The following is a 17055-nucleotide window of genomic DNA, read 5'->3' on the forward strand; positions in this document are numbered from 1 at the left end:
ACGCGGACATGGCCGACAGCGATGCGCCCGCCCGGACCGCCCCTCGGCACCGGGTGATCGTCTGGGGTGCTCTCGCGTCTCCGAGTGGCGATGAGGGCCGTTTCGGCCGACCGGTGGCGAGGGCCGACGCGGAGCTGTCGGGGTACCGCCTCACATCGGAGCACTCCGGAGCGCCCGTGCCCGCGTCGCACTTCGAGGGCACCGTGCTGAGGAGGGGGACCTCCCTGGACCGCCTGCCGGTGACGGTCCTCGAGCTGACCTATCCGGAGATGCGCGGCCTCGACGCCGACTGCGAGCCGCTCTCCGGCCGTATCTCCGTCCCTGTCGATCCCGGGCCCGAGGCGTGGCTCTACTCCCCGAGGTCCGGGCTCGAGCCGACGCGGCCCGAGTTCTCGGCCGCGCCCCTGATCCTGGCGACGCCGGTCGAGGGCCGTCCGGTACCCGAGCCAGGGCAGGACATCATGCTGGTCGGCACGCACCGCGGTGATGACGTGACCAGACGGGTGATCCTGCGCGTCCGGCTCGTCGACGCCACCTGGGGTCCGAACGACCTCGTCCGCCTCGAGGGTGTCGTCCGCAGCGGGGAGTGGACGATCGGCGCGACCGCCACGATCCGGATCGGCACGACCGACGCGACGGAGGGAAGCCTCCTGGTCACCGGGCGCGCCGCCTTCGATGATCGGGGATCCGACGGGCCACCGCCGTCCGATCTCCTCCGCCTCAGCGAGGAGCGGTGACGGCGCTGATCCTCGTCGATGTCGACGGGGTGCTCGATCCGGTCGTCGCGCTGGACCTGGTCGAGCAGAGGTTCACTGCTCGGCTGACTCCGGATCGCCTGCAGCACCTCGAGAGGATCACTGAGCTCGGGCGCGTCGCCTGGGCTTCGACCGCTCACCTCGACGTGACGACAGCGATGTCGGACTCCGTCGGCAGTGGGGCCCGCTTCGAGCGCGTCACCCTCGTCGACCGCCTCCCCGCTCAGGAGGGATTCCCCGGGGAGACCCCGAAGCTGCAGTCGGTGGCGAGGTGGATCGAGCGGATCGACGCGGACGAGCGCCCGACCTGCATCGTCTGGATCGACGACGTGCTGGGCAGGGACGCGTTCCTGTGGGCGGAGTCGATGACGCCTCCGACCCTCCTGATCAGGACCGACCCCGACCACGGCCTTCTCGCCGACCACGTCGATCGGATCGAGCAGTTCACCAGCCGGTGGGCGCCCGCCTGATCCTCAGGAGACGCGCCTGACCGCGCCCGGGCCTCAGTCCAGCCGCACCCCGCGCAGCAGCACCAGCGTCGAGCCGACCACCACGCCCGTCCCGATGAGCACCCCGCCGGCACCCGCCGCCGCAGCGATCACGCCGAGCAGCGACGGCAGCGCGATGAGGCCGAGGCGGTTGCCCGCGAGTCGGAGCGACAGCGCGCGGCCGTGCCGGTCGGCCGGGGTCCGCTCGATCAGCCACGACATCGTGATCGGCTGGCCGATGCCGAGTCCGAGTCCCATCAGGGCGACGGCGATGAACAGCAGCACCGTCGGCGCCGGCAGAGCGACCAGCACCAGGCAGACGGCCGAGACGACGATCCCCGCGACCATCACGCGGGTGCGACCGAGACGCGCGGTGACCACTCCGAGCAGGAGGCGCGACGCCATCGAGGCGAGCGCCCGCACCGTCAGCAGCGCCCCGACGACGCCGGCGGGCAGCCCGCGCTCCGCGCCGAGGGCCGGGAGGTAGACGACGGTCAGGTCGACGGCGGCCACCACGATCGCGCTGGTCGTCAGCGCCCGGGCGAGGCCGGGCATCCGCAGCAGGCTCAGCGTCGAGCCCTCGGAGGGAGCCTCCGCGACCCTCCGCGGCGCCGACCGGATCACGGCCGTCACCGCGAGCAGCGCCACCGCCAGCACCCCGCCGACGACGAACAGCGGCGCCGCGTCCGGCCGCACCGCGCCGCCCGCGAAGAGCGGGATGAACGCCGGACCGATCGCCTGCCCGAGCGACGCGGCGAACGTGTAGTAGCCGAACCGGCTGTCGAGGCGCGTGCCCGCCGCGCCTCCCGCGACCACCGCCTGCTGGCCGACGACGCAGCCCAGGTGGCCCGCCCCGAGCAGGGCGATGCCGACGAGCAGCCCGGCGATCGTACCTCCCGCGAGCAGCAGCACGGCAGCGGAGGCGACCGTCACGGCCGACCCGCACGCCATCACCACCCGCGCACCGACCCGGTCGACCAGCCCGCCGACGGGCAGCGCGATCAGCAGCGGCACCACCGCGAACGAGGCGCCGAGGGCCCCGAGCGCGAAGGCCGGCACGTCGAGCTGGATCGCCTGGTAGACCGCGGCCGGGCGCAGCAGGAACGCGACGGCCTGGATCAGCGTCGCGTGCACGAGGAGCGCCGACGTCGACAGAGCGGGGCGGTCTCGCACTCCAGCCTCCCTCACCGCGGCTCGCTCGGAGCGGACCGGACCGCACGACCGGACGCGCTCGAACACGCTAGCGCCTGGCGACCGGTCCTGAAGAGGCCCGTGCCGGCTCACTCGACTGCCACCGACGAGGCCCGGCGGGCAAGCCCCTTGCCGGGCGGGGACCGGCTTTCCGAGGATCGGAGTATGCAGAAGATCTACTACGCGAGCGGCTTCGTCCTCGTCGGAGACGCCATCTGTACCGCAGTGCTCGAGTACGCGAGAGCGCTGGCCGATGTCGGCAAGTCGGACCTCGTGAGCGTCCCCTCGATGTCCGACGAGGGCCTGCGCGGCGAGGTCAGGCTGCTGCTCGGCCCCGCCAGCCAGATCTTCGCGGCACCCGCTCTCGACCGGGGAGTCGATCTCGAGGACGACGAGGCGGTCGCCTCGATGCGCGACAAGACCGCGCGCCTGCAGCTGTCGCGACCGCAGGCAGGCGATCAGGATCAGCAGGGCCCCAGCCTCGACTTCGACACCGACTACTGACTTCGGTCACTCGGGAGTGGGGGACCCGACCGGGCTCACTCGACCCGAGCGTGCTCCGGCAGCGTCCCCACGCGGTGGCGACCGCGCACCCCGAACCAGCCCAGCCCCGCCGCCACCACGACGCCGATCACCGCGAAGGCGATGAACCGGAGCGGTCCGTCGCCGTACACCTCGACGCGCGGCCAGGCGAGGTTCACGGCCATCGCCGCTCCCCAGAGCACTGCGACGACGTTCACCGGCAGCCCGAGCCGCCCGAGTGAGAAGTAGCCCGCGGAGGAGGGAGACCACTGCCCGCGCAGCCGCTTCAGCAGCAGCGGCACCGTGACCAGGAGGTAGGCGACGTAGATCATGATCACGGCCACGCTCGTCACCGCCGTGAAGATCTCGGGAGTGCCGATGTTCACCGCCAGGATCAGCACGGCGAGCACTCCGATGACCACGGCGGGCAGCACCGGGGTGCCGTGCCGGGAGTCGATGCGAGCGAGGTGGGCGCTCCCGGGCAGCGCGTTGTCCCGGGCCATGGCGAAGACCATCCGGATGCCCGCCGTGTGCACGGCCAGCGCGCAGACGGTGATCGCGACGACGACGCAGACCAGCAGCACCCGGCCGAGCGGACCGCCCAGCACCTGGAGCACGATCAGCTGCAGCCCGCCGGTCGCGAGCGCAGGGTCGGACAGGTCGGGCGCGGCGAGGATCCCGAAGAGGAGGATCAGCCCGCCGATCACGAACGACGCGACCACGGCGCGCAGGATCGCGGTCGGGGCTGTGCGCCGCGGATCGATCGTCTCCTCGCCGAGCGAACCGGCGGTGTCGAAGCCGTACATCACGTAGGCGGAGGCGACCGCGGCGATCAGGAAGGCTCCCGCGTAGCCTCCGGGCTCGGCGCTCGGGATCTCGACCAGCACGCTCGGCGGGTTCACGACGTTCACCGCCAGCAGGATCACGAGCAGCACGGCCGCGATCAGCTCGATCAGCACGCCCGCGCTGTTGATCCGCGCCATCAGCCTGACCCCGAAGGCGTTGACCACCGTCGTGAACGTCACGAGGATCGCGCCCCAGATCACCGCGCTGACGCCGGCGCTCGCGCCCGTCCCGTCGCCGACGAGCTGGAACCCGCTCCAGATCTGCGGGAGCGTCACCTGGTAGGCGAGCACCACGGCGGCGAGCGTGACGACGGAGGCGGTGGCCATCATCCAGCCCGCGAGCCAGCTGACCGTCGGGCCGGCCACGCGCTTGCTCCAGTTGTAGACCGAGCCGGCCACCGGGTACCGCGCTGCGAGCTCGGCGAAGCAGAGCGCCACCGCCAGCTGGCCGACGAACACCATCGGCCACGACCACCAGTAGGCGGGGCCGCCGAAGCCGAACCCGAAGCCGAAGAGCTGGAACGTGCCGGTCAGGATCGAGATGTAGCTGACTCCGGCCGCGAAGCTCCCGAACCGTCCGATCCCGCGGGTCAGCGACTGCCGGTACCCGAACTCGGCCATCCCGTCGTCGCTCACGCGCGCTCCCCACTGGTCTGGCGGCCAGACTGCCAGCTGCGAGCGCCGACACGCTCACGCGGCCGCTCGCGACGATCGACACTGCTCTCGACGCGATCCTCCGAGGGCGGCTGCACCCCTGAGCCGCCGCTCCCTCGGGGCCGCTACCCTCGAAGCCTGCGACGGGAGCTCTGAATGCTGGCGACGATCCTCGAGGTCCTCTCCCTCGTCGGCATCCCCCTCGGCCTCCTCGTGCTCGGCGCGAGCCTGATCGCCCTGGCCGCCGACGGGCGCTGGATCAGCACCACCGCGTACCTCGAGGACGGCCCGCCGCGCGCGCTGCACTGGATCAGCGACGCCGGCGAGGTCGGCTCGCGGCCGCTGCGCACCGACGACCCGCTCGCTCCGCGCGGCGATTCCGACCGCCGGACCGTCTACTACCGCGAGGACGAGCCGGCGCGGATCCGCCTGCACCGCCGGAGCGAGGCGTTCCGCGTCCTGAAGCTGGTCGGCCTGCTCCTGACCGGGATCGGCGTCGCCTGCGGCATCGTCTCGACGGTGCTGCAGATCATCGGGGTCTGACGCCCGCTTTGCCGCTAGCCCCCGCCACTGCGCGCATGTTAACGTGAACACCAGCCGCCTCCACGTTCCCCGACGGCACAGCACCTCCCCGACCGGAAAGGTCTCGACGATGAGACGACGCTCCCCGGAGCCCCCTGCCGCCGCGCCCAGGCGCCGCGCACGATCCCTCTTCCTCTCCGCGCTCGCGTGCACGAGCGTCGCTCTCGGAGGCGCCCTCGTCCCCGTGAGCGCCCAGGCGGTCGACGTCCCCGCGCCCACCGCGCACTACGACATGTCGCACGCGGGCTCGGCCCTGCTCGACATCTCGGGCAATGGACGCAACGCCACCCTGACCGGCCTCACCGACGCCTCCTTCGCGGACGCGGGCGGCGACCAGGTCGCCCGCTTCGCGAACAACGGCTACGCCGCGCTCCCCCAGGGCCTCGTGACCGGCACCGACAACTCGTTCGCCGTCGAGTACACGGTCAAGACGCAGACCGCGGCCAACCAGTTCGGCTGGGTCATCGGCGATGGAGTCGGCAACTGGAACACCACGCAGCTCGGCAACCACGTCTTCGTGAACCCGCGCAGCTCGGAGGGCGGCTACAGCAACCAGGTCCTCTCGGGCATCCGCGTGAAGGACAGCGGCAACGGCGAGACCCGCCTGCCCGCCGGCGGCGGGCTCAACCCCGGCTTCACCACCCTGACGCTCGTCGGCTCGGGCACCGGCAGCAGCACCACGCTGACCCTCTACCGCGACGGCACGCAGATCTCGACCGTCACGGCGGCGAAGTCGATGGCGAGCATCATCCCGACCGGATCGACGCTCGGCTACCTCGGCCGCTCCCTCTACAACGGCGACGCGCTCTTCACCGGAGACGTCACCGACGTCAAGTTCTGGGACACCGCGCTCACCGCCGACCAGGTCACCTCGAGCATGCCGACCGCCGCCGCCAAGTCCACCGCGACCTCGGCGCTGCTGCGCTCCGACGTCCTCCCCGTGCTGCTCGCCGGCAACCCCTCGCTCGACAAGGTCTCGTCGAACCTCACGCTCCCCGCGACCAGCAGCGGCGTGACGCTGGCGTGGTCGTCGTCGAACTCGTCGGTCGTGTCGGGCACCGGAGCCGTCTCGCGCTCGATCGCGCAGGACACCCCGGTCACCCTCACCGCGACCACGAGCCTCGGCACCACGCTGACCTTCGACGTGATCGTGCTCGCTCCGACGATCAACGACGACCTCGACGCCCTCGCCCTCGCGAGCCGCACCACCGAGAACCTGCCCCTCGTGGTGAAGGGCGCCAGGAACGGCACCGCCATCACGTGGACCTCCTCCGACCCGGCGCTCGTCACCCCCACGAACGCCGGCTACACCGCTCCGGCGGTCGGCGCAGCCGATCCCTACCGGGGCGGCGGAGTCGTCACCCGGCCGGCCTACGGCTCGGGCGACAAGACGGTCACCCTGACCGCGAACGCCACGCTCAACGGAGTCTCGGAGTCGCGGGTCTTCACCCTCACGGTCGCCGAGCTCGGCCGTACGGCACCCGACGCGGGCTACGCCTCGGCGTACTTCAAGTCCGACGGCGACGAGAAGATCTACCAGGCGGCGACGTCGGGCAACGACTTCTTCACCTTCTCGCCGGTCAACAACGGCCAGGCCGTGATCACCTCGACCACCGACACGAAGGGTCTGCGCGACCCGTTCATCCTCCGCTCGCACAACGGCGACAAGTACTACATGGTCGCCACCGACCTCTGCATCTCGTGCGGCACCGGCTGGGGCGACGCCCAGTCGAAGGGCAGCCTCAAGATCGAGGTCTGGGAGTCGGTCGACCTGGTGAAGTGGACCCGCACCAACGGCGTCGACACCGGCATCACCGTCAACCAGCCGGCCGCCGGCATGACCTGGGCACCGGAGGCGTACTGGGACGACGCTCTGCAGTCGTACGTCGTCTTCTTCTCCTCGCGCCTCTACTCCGACGCGACGAAGACGAACAGCGACAAGCTCTACTCCCGCGTCTTCTCGGTGATCACCCGTGACTTCCGCACCTTCACGTACCCGCCGGCCACCTGGCAGGACACGGGGTACGCGCGGATCGACTCGACGATCACCAAGATCGGCGACTACTACTACCGCTTCACCAAGAACGAGGAGGGCGGCGCCGCCGGCACCCTGGAGGCGGGCAAGGACATCTTCCTCGAGAAGTCGACGGTGCTGACCGCGCCGACGACCTCGTCGAACTGGAGCGCCGACCCGAGCACCACGTGGCAGCTCACCGACACGAACATGACCTCGCTCGAGACCGGGCAGGCCGGTGAGGGCCCCGAGATCATCAAGCTGAACGCGGGCGACCCCAACGACACCACGGCGACCGGCGACGGCTACGCGTTCCTCGTCGACAACTACGGCAGCGGAGGCTACAAGGCCTTCGTCACCAGTGGTGCGGCGATCGCGGCGAGCTCTCAGAGCGCGCGCCTGTCGAAGTCGGCCGACTGGAACGTCTCGACCAAGGGCGGCCTCCCGGCCAGCCCCCGCCACGGAGCGTTCGTGAGCGTGCCGCAGACGGTCCTGACCGCGATGAAGAACTGGACGGGGATCGCCGCAGTCGACTCCACGACCAGCCTCACCGCGACCGGCCGCACCGTGACCGCGAAGGTCGCCGCCGCCGACAAGGGCGAGGTCGCCGGAACCGTCACATTCGCCGGCGGCACCTGGTCGAGTACCGTTCCGCTCGCGGGCGGCACGGCGAGCGCCACCGTCCCGGCCGGAGTCGGCGGCGTCACCGCGACCTACAACGGCTACGCGGACAAGCTGGTGAACACGTCGGCCTCGGCCGCCGTGTCGCTGGACACGCTCGAGCTCGCCCCCGCGGTCTCGACCCGCTGCGTCGCCGGGAAGGTCATCCTCTCGGTGACCGTCAAGAACAACGACACCGCGGCGGCGGTCGTCACCGTCGAGTCGGCCTACGGCTCGAAGTCGTTCGCCTCGGTCGCCCCCGGGTCCTCGGCCTCGGCCGCGTTCACCACGCGCCTGAGGTCGACCCCGGCCGGCTCCGTGACCGTGACCGGATCGGCGGTCGACCAGCCGGCGTTCACTGCGACGGTGCCCTACGCGGCGGCCACCTGCTGAGCCGCCCGCACGACAGGGGCCCCCGTCCTCCGCTCACTGCGGAAGGCGGGGGCCCCTGTCGTTGTGCGCGAGTGTCGTTGTGCGCGAGATGCCTCTTCGGCACACGACACCCTCGGTGAAGCGCCCGGAGCGGAGACTCGCGGAGCCGATCAGCTCGTCGGCGCCAGGAGGTCGGCGTGGTGCACCTCGGCGACGTTCGGGTGTGCGCGGAGGCGGTAGCGCAGCGCGTTCTCGCCGTAGGTCTCGAGGATCGGGCTGTTGGTCGGGTCGACCGAGAGGCCCGACTTGAGCTCCTCGGGCAGGGGCAGCGAGGGCATCGTCGAGTCGAGCGAGGGGTTGAAGAAGAACGGGATCGAGATGCGATCGGTCCCGATCAGCGGCGAGATCACGCGGTGCAGCGTCGCCTTGAGGTACCCGCCGGTCGCGAGCTCGAGCATCTCGCCGATGTTGACCACGAATGCGCCGGGCATCGCAGGCGCCTCGATCCACTGGCCCTCGTGCTCGACCTGCAGGCCGCCCTTGCCCTCCTCGACGAGGAGCAGCGTCAGCACGCCGCCGTCGCGGTGGGCGCCGACGCCCTGCTTGGGCTCGGGGTCGGAGGTTCCCGGGTAGCGGACGACCTTCACCAGCGAGAACGGCTTCGCGGCGAACGCCTCGTCGAACACGTCGGCGGGGGCGTCGAGCGCGACGGCCCAGGTGCGCAGCAGACGGATCGCGACCGTGGCGAGCTCGGCGTGCCAGCGCTCGAACAGCGTGCGGAACTCCGGGAGCGCCTCGGGCCACAGGTTCGGGCCCTCGAGGCGCTGGTAGTCGGGGACGTCCGGGCCCTGCTCGACGACCTCGCGGTCGATCCCGATGTCGACCTGCTCGCGGTAGTCGATGTCGCCGTTGGTCAGCTCGGCGCCGAAGCGCGTGTAGCCGCGGAACTGCGGGCTGAGCGTGTTCTCGATCGCGAGCTTGTCCGCCTCCGGCAGCTCGAAGAACCGGCGCGAGACGGCGACGACGTCGTCGAGCAGATCCTGCGGCACTCCGTGGCCGACGAGGTAGAAGAAGCCCACGTCATGGGTGGTCTCTCGGAGGTCGCGGCGGAAGGCGGCGGCCTCCTCCTCCCCCTGGTCGAGGCGGGACAGGTCGAGGATCGGCAGGGAATCGGTCATGGGGAAAGCCTTTCGCAGATCGGAATCTCCGGACCCATTGTTACGACAACTAAATGCGAGAACCCCGGCAGAGTGCGGAAGCGACCGGATATCCGGGCCTCCGCGCTCTGCCGGGGTTCGCTGAGTCGCCGAGTGTTACGGCGTGGGCATCCCGCCGTTGACGTGCAGCGTCTCGCCGATCACGTAGCTCGACTCGGGAGACGCGAGGAACACGTACGCCGAGGCGAGCTCGGAGGGCTGACCCCAGCGGCCGAGCGGCGTCTGCGAGCCGACCTCGGGCAGCGACTCGGGCGGCTGGCCGCCCGCGGTCTGCAGCGGGGTCCAGATCGGGCCCGGTGCGACGACGTTCACGCGGATGCCCTTGGGGGCGAGCTGCTGCGAGAGCGCCTTCGAGAAGGTGTTGATCGTCGCCTTGGTCGAGGCGTAGTCGACGAGCGTCGGCGACGGCGTGTAGGCCTGGATCGACGAGGTGCTGATGATCGCGGAGCCCGGCGCCAGGTGCGGCAGTGCGGCCTTGATCAGCCAGAACATCGCGTAGACGTTGGTCTTGAAGGTCTCGTCGAACTGCTCGTCCGAGAGCTCGAGCAGGTCTTCGACGAACTGCTGCTTGCCCGCGTTGTTGACGACGATGTCGAGGCCGCCGAGGCCCTCGACGGCCTTCGCGACGGCGCCGACGGTGAAGTCGTGGTCGGTGAGGTCGCCGGGGATGGCGACGGCGGTGCGGCCGGCCTCCTCGATCAGGGCGACGATCTGCTTCGCGTCCGACTCCTCCTCGGGGAGGTAGACGATGGCGACGTCGGCACCCTCGCGGGCGTAGGCGATGGCGACGGCGGCGCCGATGCCGGAGTCGCCTCCGGTGACGAGCGCCTTGCGGCCGGCGAGGCGGCCGGAGCCGCGGTAGGTGTCCTCGCCGCGGTCGGCGCGGTCGTTCATCTTCGAATCGAGACCGGCACCCTCCTGGTACTGGGCCTCGGTGTCGATGTCGGCGAACATCTTCGACGGGTCCTCGAAGGTGTACTGGTCTTTCGCGGTGTTCTGGTCGTTCGGGGTCTCGGAAGTCATGCTTCGACGCTAGGCGCGTCGGGGCGACCACCGCGCGTGCTTGACAGCTCGCGGCAGCCGCCGCACGCGCGCACGGCGAACCAGGGACAATGGCCGGGTGACCCGCGACGACTCCCCCGCCTTCGACTCCGAGACGCCCCTGCCCGGCTGGCAGCACGCCTACTCCGGCAAGGTCCGCGACCTCTACACGCCCGACGACGCCGACCCCGTGCTCGGCGCCGACCGCATGCTGGTGGTCGCGAGCGACCGCGTCAGCGCGTTCGACAGCATCCTCGAACCGGGCATCCCCGGGAAGGGCGAGCTGCTGACCGAGCTGTCGCTCTGGTGGTTCGCGCAGCTCGCGGATGTGCCGAACCACCTGCTGCCGGGGAGCGTCCCCGAGGCGGTGCGCGGCCGGGCGATGCTGGTGAAGACGCTCGACATGTTCCCGATCGAGTGCGTCGTGCGCGGCTACCTGTCGGGCAGCGGCTGGAAGGAGTACCGCTCGACCGGCTCCGTCTGCGGCGTCGCGCTCCCCGAGGGCCTGCAGGACGGCGACCGCCTCCCCGAGCCGATCTACACGCCGGCCTGGAAGGCTCCGCAGGGCGAGCACGACGAGAACATCACCTTCGAGCGCACCGTCGAGATCGTCGGCGTCGACGCGGCGGAGGCGCTGCGCACCCTCTCGCTGAGCGTCTACGAGGAGGCGGCGGCGATCGCCCTCGCGCGCGGCGTGATCCTCGCCGACACCAAGTTCGAGTTCGGCATCGAGCCGGCGTCGGGAGTCGTCACTCTCGGCGACGAGGTGCTCACCAGCGACTCGTCGCGCTACTGGGACGCCGAGGCGTACGAGGCGGGTCGCCGCGGCGAGTCGTTCGACAAGCAGATCGTGCGCGACTGGCTCTCGAGCAGCGAGTGGGACGGCCAGGGCACGCCTCCGGTGCTCCCCGGCGAGATCGTCGAGCGCACCGCCGCGCGCTACCGCGAGCTGATCGAGCGCCTCACGCGCTGAGCGTCACCGAGGCTGCGCCTCGAGGATCCGGCTGACGCCGACGAGCAGGGCGCCGAACCTCACCGCGTCCGCGTCCGGGATCCCGTCGGCGAGCGTGCGGATCGCCCCGTAGGTGGGCGCATCGGTCGCGCCGACCGCGGTCTTCGCGCTGTCCGTCAGGCACAGGATGCGTCCGCGGCCGTCGGAGGGGTCGGGCACGCGGTCGACGTAGCCCGCTCTCACGAGCCGGTCGACCAGGAGGGACACCGCCGCGGTGGTGATGCCGATCGCCGCCGCGAGATCGACAGCGCGGACGGTCTCGTCGCGCTCCGCGCCCATCCCGATCAGCCGGAGCGCGGCGAGATCGGTGGTGCCGATCCCGAGCCGGCGCTCCACCCGGCCGTCGTAGGCGCGTTCGGCGGAGCGCAGCCGGGTGAGCAGCTCGTACAGGTCGGGTCGAGCGTCCATGGCATCGTGCCTCTCACGGCATCACGCAGGCGCCGGAGTCGGAGACCTGCTCCCGTCATCGAACCATCTCTCGAAGCGCATCGACCCGCCTGTCCCGCAAACGCACTCCGGGAAGGCCGAGATGGTTGAGCCGCTCAACCACTCCTTAGAGTCGAACAGGGCGAGCGGATCCACCGTCTCGCATCGCGCGGAGGGACGGCAGAGCATGGGACGCCTCCTCTACGGTGCGCCGCCCAGCGCCCATCCGTTCGAGGACCGCGCACTCGCGCACCTGCAGCGCGTGATCACCGCACGGTTCCGGCGCGGCGAGGGCTTCCTGCTCACGATCGACGACGGGGACGACACCGACGACGCCGGCCGCCGCACCGAGCTGTGGCTGCACCCGACGATCCCTCTCCGCTACGAGTACGACTCGCGGGCCGCTGCCGACCTCAATCCGCTCTGGCTCCGCGCGCTGTCGGAGGCGACCCACAGCAGGAACGGGCTGCATCTCGTCCCCGAGCCGGACCCGTCCTCATGAGCGACAACAACGGCACGCTGTTCCGTCGCGGAGGCACCGTCCGCTTCGTCCGCTGGGTCTCGTCCCGAGACGGCGGCTGGGCGCCCGAGATCATCCACGGCCGCTATCTCGAGCGCGATGACGCCGGCTGGCTCGTCGAGATCGGCGGCACGGCGACGGTCCTCTCGAAGGACGACTGGGCCGTCTTCCGCTGAGCCGCTCTCGGCGCCGAGGGCTCCGCGTAGTGTGGATCGAGTGCGTTCCGTCGATCGCCGCGGCATCACCTCGGCTCCCTTCCTCCTGACCACCGTCGGGACCACGAGTCTCGTCTTCCTCTGCGCCTTCGAGGCGCTGGCGGTGACGACGATCATGCCGATCGTCAGCGCCGATCTCGACGGGCGCGCGCTCTACCCGCTCGCCTTCGCCGCGACACTCGCGGCGGCCGTGGTGGGGATGGTCGCCGCGGGCTCCTCCGCCGACCGCCGCGGGCCGACCCAGGCTCTCGTCAGCGCGATCCTGCTCTTCACGGTCGGGCTGATCGCCGCGGGCACCGCCACGACGATGGGGGTGTTCGTCGCCGCGCGACTGCTGCAGGGTCTGGGCAGCGGAGGCATCACCGTCACCCTCTACGTGCTCGTCGCGCGGGTCTTCCCCGCCGAGCTGCACCCGCGGATCTTCGGCGCGTTCGCGGCCGCCTGGGTGGTCCCCTCGCTGGTCGGTCCGCTCGCGGCCGGCCTCGTCGCCGAGCTCGCGAGCTGGCACTGGGTGTTCCTCGGAGTCGTGGTGCTGGTGGCCCTCGCGAGCGCGGTGATCGCTCCGACCCTCCGCTCGCTCGAACCGCAGGAGCTGCGGCCGTTCGACCGCAGTGCCATCGGCCGCGTCGCCCGGGCGGTCGTCGTCGCTGCGGGAGTGGTCGTCCTGAGCACGAGCGCCGAGATCGCTCCCGCCGTCTCGACCCTCCTCGCCGCCGGCGCGATCCTCGTGGTCGTCGTGGCGGTGCGCGCGCTGCTACCCGCCGGGACTCTGCGGGCGCGTGGCGTCCTGCCGTCGACGATCCTGCTCCGCGCCCTCGTCGCCGCGGCGTTCTTCGGCACCGAGGTCTACCTGCCGCTGCTGCTCACCGAGCAGTACGGCCTTCCGCCGTGGCTCTCGGGCGCGACCCTGACCGCCGGCGCGCTCTCGTGGGCGCTCGGCTCGAATCTGCAGGGACGCCCCGGCACCCGGCTCTCGCACGGAAACGCGATGCGCCTCGGCGCGACGCTGCTGCTCGCGGGCATCCTGATCGTGGTGATCACCGTCGCGCTGACGCTCTCGCCGATCGTCGCCGGAGTCGGCTGGTTCGTCGCGGGCGGCGGCATGGGCGCGATGTTCCCGCGGATGGGAACGCTGACTCTCGCCCTCTCGGCTCCGGGTCGCGAGGGCTTCAACAGCTCGGCGCTGCAGATCGGCGATTCGACCGGCGGATCAGTCTCGCTCGCACTCACCGGCCTGCTCGCGGCGACGGTCACCGGGCTGATCGGAGGCGGGGCACCGGTGTTCGAGGTGATCTTCGTCTACGGCGCGGTCGTCGCGCTCGGTGCAGTGCTGCTGGCCGGCCGGCTGAACGGGCTCCTCCGCCGGGATTCCGCGGAGGAGCCCGCCGCTCAGCTGTAGAGCGACTCCGGGACGTCGAGCCCGTAGATCGCGCGGCCCGAGCTCCAGATCACCGAGCAGGCGGCGCGGAGGAGATCGGTCGCGTCGTCGCCCGCGCTCACGATGACGACGGTGTCGCCCTCGAGTCGCACCTTCGCCGAGCGCACCGAGTGCGTACCGTTCTTGGCGATGGTCGTCGCGGGATAGGGCAGGTGCAGCTCGCGCAGGTCGCCGAGGATGTACTGCGGCCGCAGCTTGGGCTCGGCGGCGAGCAGCTGCTTGGCCCGGTCGATGCCGGTGAGCACGTGGGCGCTCGCCATCTCGGCGGCGTTCGCTCCCGCGATGTCGGTGTCGAGGCGGTCGCCGAGGAAGAGCGGATTCGTCGAGCCGAACCGCGCGGTCGCGGCATCGAAGATCGGGCGCTCCGGCTTGCCCGCCACGACGGGGAGGCGCCCCACCGCGGTGTGCACGGCCGACACCAGGGTGCCGTTGCCGGGAGCGATCCCTCGGGCGACGGGGATCGTCCAGTCGGTGTTCGTCGCGACCCACGGGATGCCGGTGTGCAGGGCGAAGGACGCCTCGGCGAGCTGCTCCCAGCCGACGGTCGGCGCGAAGCCCTGGATGACCGCCGCCGGCGACTCCTCCGCACTGCGCGTCACGGTGAACCCGGCGCGCTCCACCTCGGTGGTCAGCCCCTCGCCCCCGACGACGAGCACGGTCGCACCGGCCGGCACGAGGTCGGCGAGCAGAACGACGGCGGCCTGCGGAGAGGTGACCACGTCCTCGGGGCGCACCACGAGTCCGAGATCGGAGAGGTGGCCCGCCACGGAGACGTCGGTGCGCGAGGCGTTGTTGGTGATGTACCCGACCCGGAGGGTCTCGCCCGCGCTGTTGAGGCTGTCGATCGCGTAGGGGATCGCGTCGGCACCCTTGTAGACGACGCCGTCGAGATCGGCGAGGACGGCGTCGCGCCCGTCGAGCGGGGTGGGCTCAGTCTTCGCGCTGCGGAACATCGGCGGCCTCCTCGGCAGTGTCGTCGGCGTCGGGGGTGGTGTCGTCGGCGTCGGGGGTGGTGTCGTCGTCGGGGTCATCGACCTCTGCCGCGGCGGGATCGACGTCCGCCACGTCCTCGTGGCCGGGAGCCTGGTCGACGGCGGCCTCGTCGGCGTCCTCCGCGGAGGCGTCGTCATCCGCGACGCCCACGTCGTCGGAGTCGTCCGCCTCCTCGTCGAGCCCGAGGGCTGTGGCAGGAGCGGCGAACAGCTCGTCGCTCTCCTCCTCGACGACCTCGATCGTCTCGTCGTCACCACCGCCCTCCGCGGCGAAGACCGCTCGCTCGGCGATGTCGGCGCGACGCTGCCAGGTCGCCGCCTCCTCGGTGCGCCCCAGCTCCTCGAGGACGAGGGCGTACGCCGCGAACAGCGGCGGACTGTACGAGAACGCGCGATCCGGCTCGAGCTGGGGGATCTCGAGTTCCATCAGAGCGAGCTCGGTCTGCCCGAGGTCCAGGCGCGCGCCGGACATCGCGATCGCGAGCGAGACCTGCGCGCCGGCGCTGAGCGCGGTGCGGTCGATCGAGCGACCGAGCTCGAGTGCCTTGTCGGGACGGCCGACTCCGCGCTCGCTGTCGACCATCAGGGGAACCTGCTCGTCCGAGCCCGAGATGCGACGGTAGGTGCGCAGCTCACGCAGAGCGAGCGCGTAGTCGCCGATCGCGTACGCCGAGATCGCGAGCGACTCGCGGACGATCGCGATCCGCCCGGCGCGGCGCGCGGCCGAGAGGACGTGCCGGTGCGCGAGCTCCGGGTCCTCCTCGAGCAGGCGCCCGGCCATCACCAGGTGCATGGCCACCCACTCGGCGTTCTCCTTCGTCAGCGTGCGCAGCTCATTGCGCGCGCCGCGATCGAGGTCCTTCGCCTGCACGTCGTCGGGGAGCTCGGGGTCGTCGTGCCGCGGCCGTACCGACTGCAGCGAGCGGCGCTCCCGCTCCTCCTCCGAGATCTCCGGCTCCTCGCGGGGACCACCACGGCCGGGGAACCCACCGCGGCCGGCCCCACCTTGGCGGTCGCCGCCTCCGCGCCGGTCGTCCCAGCGCGGTGCGGAGTCGCGGCCACCGCGGGAGTCGCCGTCGCGCGACGGACGCGCATCGCTGCGGGGGCGCGAGTCGCCGTCGCGACGGGGGGCGTAGCCGCCTTCGCGGCGACCAGCGGAGTCGCCATCACGGCGAGGCGGGTAGCCGCCCTCACGACGGGGACCAGAGTCGCCATCACGACGGGGACGCGAATCGCCATCGCGCCGCGGAGCGGAGTCGCCGTCACGGCGGGGCTGGTAGCCGCCTTCACGACGGGGACCAGAGTCCCCATCACGACGGGGCGCGTAGCCGCCTTCGCGGCGACCAGCGGAGTCACCGTCACGACGAGGCGGGTACCCGCCCTCACGACGGGGAGCAGAGTCGCCATCACGACGCGGACGCGAATCGCCATCGCGACGCGGAGCGGAGTCGCCGTCACGACGGGGCTGATAACCGCCCTCACGACGAGGGCTGGAATCCCCCTCGCGTCGGGGCCGAGAGTCGCCGTCTCGGCGGGGAGCAGAGTCACTGTCACGACGCGGACGCGAGTCACCGTCTCGGCGGGGAGCGTATCCACCCTCTCGGCGGGGAGCAGAGTCACCGTCGCGTCGAGGACGCGAGTCGCCGTCATTGCGCGGACGAGAAGCACCATCGCGGGACGGGCGGGAATCGTCACGTCGCCCCTGGCCTCCGGAGGAGGAGCGATCGGATCCGCCGGCCCGCGGCGGGCGCTGGTCGCGCTTGTCCGATCCGCGGTCGTTGCGGTCGGGTGCTGAGTCGTCCATGCGTTCCTCGCCTGTCGTGGTGATGCGCTGCCGTCGTCGTACTGGGTGATGGTGCTCTGTGGAGTTGTCCCGCTCGGAGCGGGGATGCTGCCGCTCTGCGCAGCAGCGCCACCACCCTAACCTGCGACCACTCACGGAGCGCAGAAGCTCTTCGTTCGAGTGGTACCGAGGTGATGCCGTGCCGCACGGAACTGCGGGTTAAACAGCAATGGCCACCCATTTCTGGGTGGCCATCGTGAATGGTGTCCGGCGGTGTCCTACTCTCCCACAGGGTCCCCCCTGCAGTACCATCGGCGCTGAGAGTCTT

At 71.4% G+C, this 17055-nt stretch carries 17 protein-coding genes; 9 read left to right on the forward strand and 8 right to left on the reverse strand.

Annotated elements, in window-relative coordinates; all coding sequences use genetic code 11:
• The first annotated feature begins 8 nt into the window (after nucleotides 1–8).
• Together ASG06_RS17155 and ASG06_RS17160 are read left to right on the forward strand one after the other, a co-directional pair.
• Complete coding sequence (locus ASG06_RS17155; RefSeq protein ID WP_056074170.1) at nucleotides 9–737, forward strand: hypothetical protein; 729 nt, start codon at nucleotides 9–11, stop codon at nucleotides 735–737.
• Complete coding sequence (locus ASG06_RS17160; RefSeq protein ID WP_056044850.1) at nucleotides 734–1225, forward strand: HAD domain-containing protein; 492 nt, start codon at nucleotides 734–736, stop codon at nucleotides 1223–1225. The genes ASG06_RS17155 and ASG06_RS17160 overlap by 4 nt, the downstream gene beginning before the upstream one ends.
• Nucleotides 1226–1258: 33 nt before the next feature.
• On the opposite strand, the gene ASG06_RS17165 is transcribed toward ASG06_RS17160, so the two are convergent.
• Complete coding sequence (locus ASG06_RS17165; RefSeq protein WP_056044905.1) at nucleotides 1259–2416, reverse strand: MFS transporter; 1158 nt, start codon at nucleotides 2414–2416, stop codon at nucleotides 1259–1261.
• A gap of 183 nt (nucleotides 2417–2599) precedes the next feature.
• Between ASG06_RS17165 and ASG06_RS17170 the strand changes: the two genes are divergently transcribed.
• Nucleotides 2600–2938: a hypothetical protein gene (locus ASG06_RS17170; RefSeq protein WP_056044852.1), complete on the forward strand. Its 339-nt coding sequence runs from the start codon at nucleotides 2600–2602 to the stop codon at nucleotides 2936–2938.
• Nucleotides 2939–2973: 35 nt separating this feature from the next.
• Here ASG06_RS17170 and ASG06_RS17175 read toward each other — a convergent pair whose 3' ends face one another.
• A complete protein-coding gene (locus ASG06_RS17175; protein WP_327205500.1) occupies nucleotides 2974–4437 on the reverse strand; it encodes an APC family permease in 1464 nt (487 codons plus the stop codon).
• Nucleotides 4438–4611: 174 nt separating this feature from the next.
• Between ASG06_RS17175 and ASG06_RS17180 the strand changes: the two genes are divergently transcribed.
• Both ASG06_RS17180 and ASG06_RS17185 read left to right on the forward strand, forming a co-directional pair.
• On the forward strand, nucleotides 4612–4998 hold the full coding sequence (locus ASG06_RS17180; protein ID WP_056044856.1) for a hypothetical protein: 387 nt from the start codon (nucleotides 4612–4614) through the stop codon (nucleotides 4996–4998).
• Between the two features lie 109 nt (nucleotides 4999–5107).
• Nucleotides 5108–8104: an immunoglobulin-like domain-containing protein gene (locus ASG06_RS17185; RefSeq protein WP_056044858.1), complete on the forward strand. Its 2997-nt coding sequence runs from the start codon at nucleotides 5108–5110 to the stop codon at nucleotides 8102–8104.
• Nucleotides 8105–8253: 149 nt separating this feature from the next.
• Here the strand turns inward: ASG06_RS17185 and ASG06_RS17190 are convergent, their stop codons facing one another.
• Nucleotides 8254–9261, reverse strand: coding sequence for an isopenicillin N synthase family dioxygenase (locus tag ASG06_RS17190; RefSeq protein ID WP_056044860.1), 1008 nt, complete (start codon nucleotides 9259–9261; stop codon nucleotides 8254–8256).
• Nucleotides 9262–9396: 135 nt separating this feature from the next.
• Nucleotides 9397–10323 carry an SDR family oxidoreductase gene (locus tag ASG06_RS17195; RefSeq protein ID WP_056044863.1) on the reverse strand — a complete coding sequence of 309 codons (927 nt, stop codon included), beginning with the start codon at nucleotides 10321–10323 and terminating at the stop codon, nucleotides 9397–9399.
• A 97-nt stretch (nucleotides 10324–10420) separates the two neighbouring features.
• On the opposite strand from ASG06_RS17195, the gene ASG06_RS17200 reads away from it, so the two are divergent.
• A complete protein-coding gene (locus ASG06_RS17200; RefSeq protein ID WP_056044865.1) occupies nucleotides 10421–11314 on the forward strand; it encodes a phosphoribosylaminoimidazolesuccinocarboxamide synthase in 894 nt (297 codons plus the stop codon).
• Between the two features lie 3 nt (nucleotides 11315–11317).
• On the opposite strand, the gene ASG06_RS17205 is transcribed toward ASG06_RS17200, so the two are convergent.
• Entirely contained in the window at nucleotides 11318–11761 is a 444-nt protein-coding gene (locus ASG06_RS17205) for a MarR family winged helix-turn-helix transcriptional regulator (protein ID WP_056044867.1), read from the reverse strand.
• 205 nt (nucleotides 11762–11966) lie between these two features.
• Between ASG06_RS17205 and ASG06_RS17215 the strand changes: the two genes are divergently transcribed.
• Genes ASG06_RS17215 through ASG06_RS17225 form a run of 3 tightly spaced genes read left to right on the forward strand, consistent with a single transcriptional unit; the run spans nucleotide 11967 to nucleotide 13913 of the window.
• Nucleotides 11967–12281, forward strand: a complete 315-nt coding sequence (locus ASG06_RS17215) for a DUF7882 family protein (RefSeq protein WP_056044871.1) — start codon at nucleotides 11967–11969, stop codon at nucleotides 12279–12281.
• Nucleotides 12278–12475 carry a hypothetical protein gene (locus tag ASG06_RS17220; protein ID WP_056044873.1) on the forward strand — a complete coding sequence of 66 codons (198 nt, stop codon included), beginning with the start codon at nucleotides 12278–12280 and terminating at the stop codon, nucleotides 12473–12475. The genes ASG06_RS17215 and ASG06_RS17220 overlap by 4 nt, the downstream gene beginning before the upstream one ends.
• A gap of 40 nt (nucleotides 12476–12515) precedes the next feature.
• The gene (locus ASG06_RS17225) at nucleotides 12516–13913 is read left to right on the forward strand and encodes an MFS transporter (RefSeq protein ID WP_231727811.1); all 1398 of its coding nucleotides are present in this window, start codon (nucleotides 12516–12518) and stop codon (nucleotides 13911–13913) included.
• Here ASG06_RS17225 and ASG06_RS17230 read toward each other — a convergent pair.
• Genes ASG06_RS17230 through ASG06_RS20310 form a run of 3 tightly spaced genes read right to left on the reverse strand, consistent with a single transcriptional unit; the run spans nucleotide 13904 to nucleotide 16594 of the window.
• Nucleotides 13904–14905, reverse strand: coding sequence for an HAD-IIA family hydrolase (locus ASG06_RS17230; protein WP_056044885.1), 1002 nt, complete (start codon nucleotides 14903–14905; stop codon nucleotides 13904–13906). The genes ASG06_RS17225 and ASG06_RS17230 overlap by 10 nt on opposite strands.
• Nucleotides 14883–15815: a hypothetical protein gene (locus ASG06_RS17235; RefSeq protein ID WP_197409450.1), complete on the reverse strand. Its 933-nt coding sequence runs from the start codon at nucleotides 15813–15815 to the stop codon at nucleotides 14883–14885. Before ASG06_RS17235 ends, ASG06_RS17230 begins: the two co-directional genes overlap by 23 nt.
• Nucleotides 15764–16594: a hypothetical protein gene (locus ASG06_RS20310; RefSeq protein WP_162239034.1), complete on the reverse strand. Its 831-nt coding sequence runs from the start codon at nucleotides 16592–16594 to the stop codon at nucleotides 15764–15766. The genes ASG06_RS17235 and ASG06_RS20310 overlap by 52 nt, the downstream gene beginning before the upstream one ends.
• Between the last annotated feature and the right edge of the window lie 461 nt (nucleotides 16595–17055).

The organism is Rathayibacter sp. Leaf185, assembly GCF_001423885.1.
Lineage (GTDB): Bacteria > Actinomycetota > Actinomycetes > Actinomycetales > Microbacteriaceae > Rathayibacter.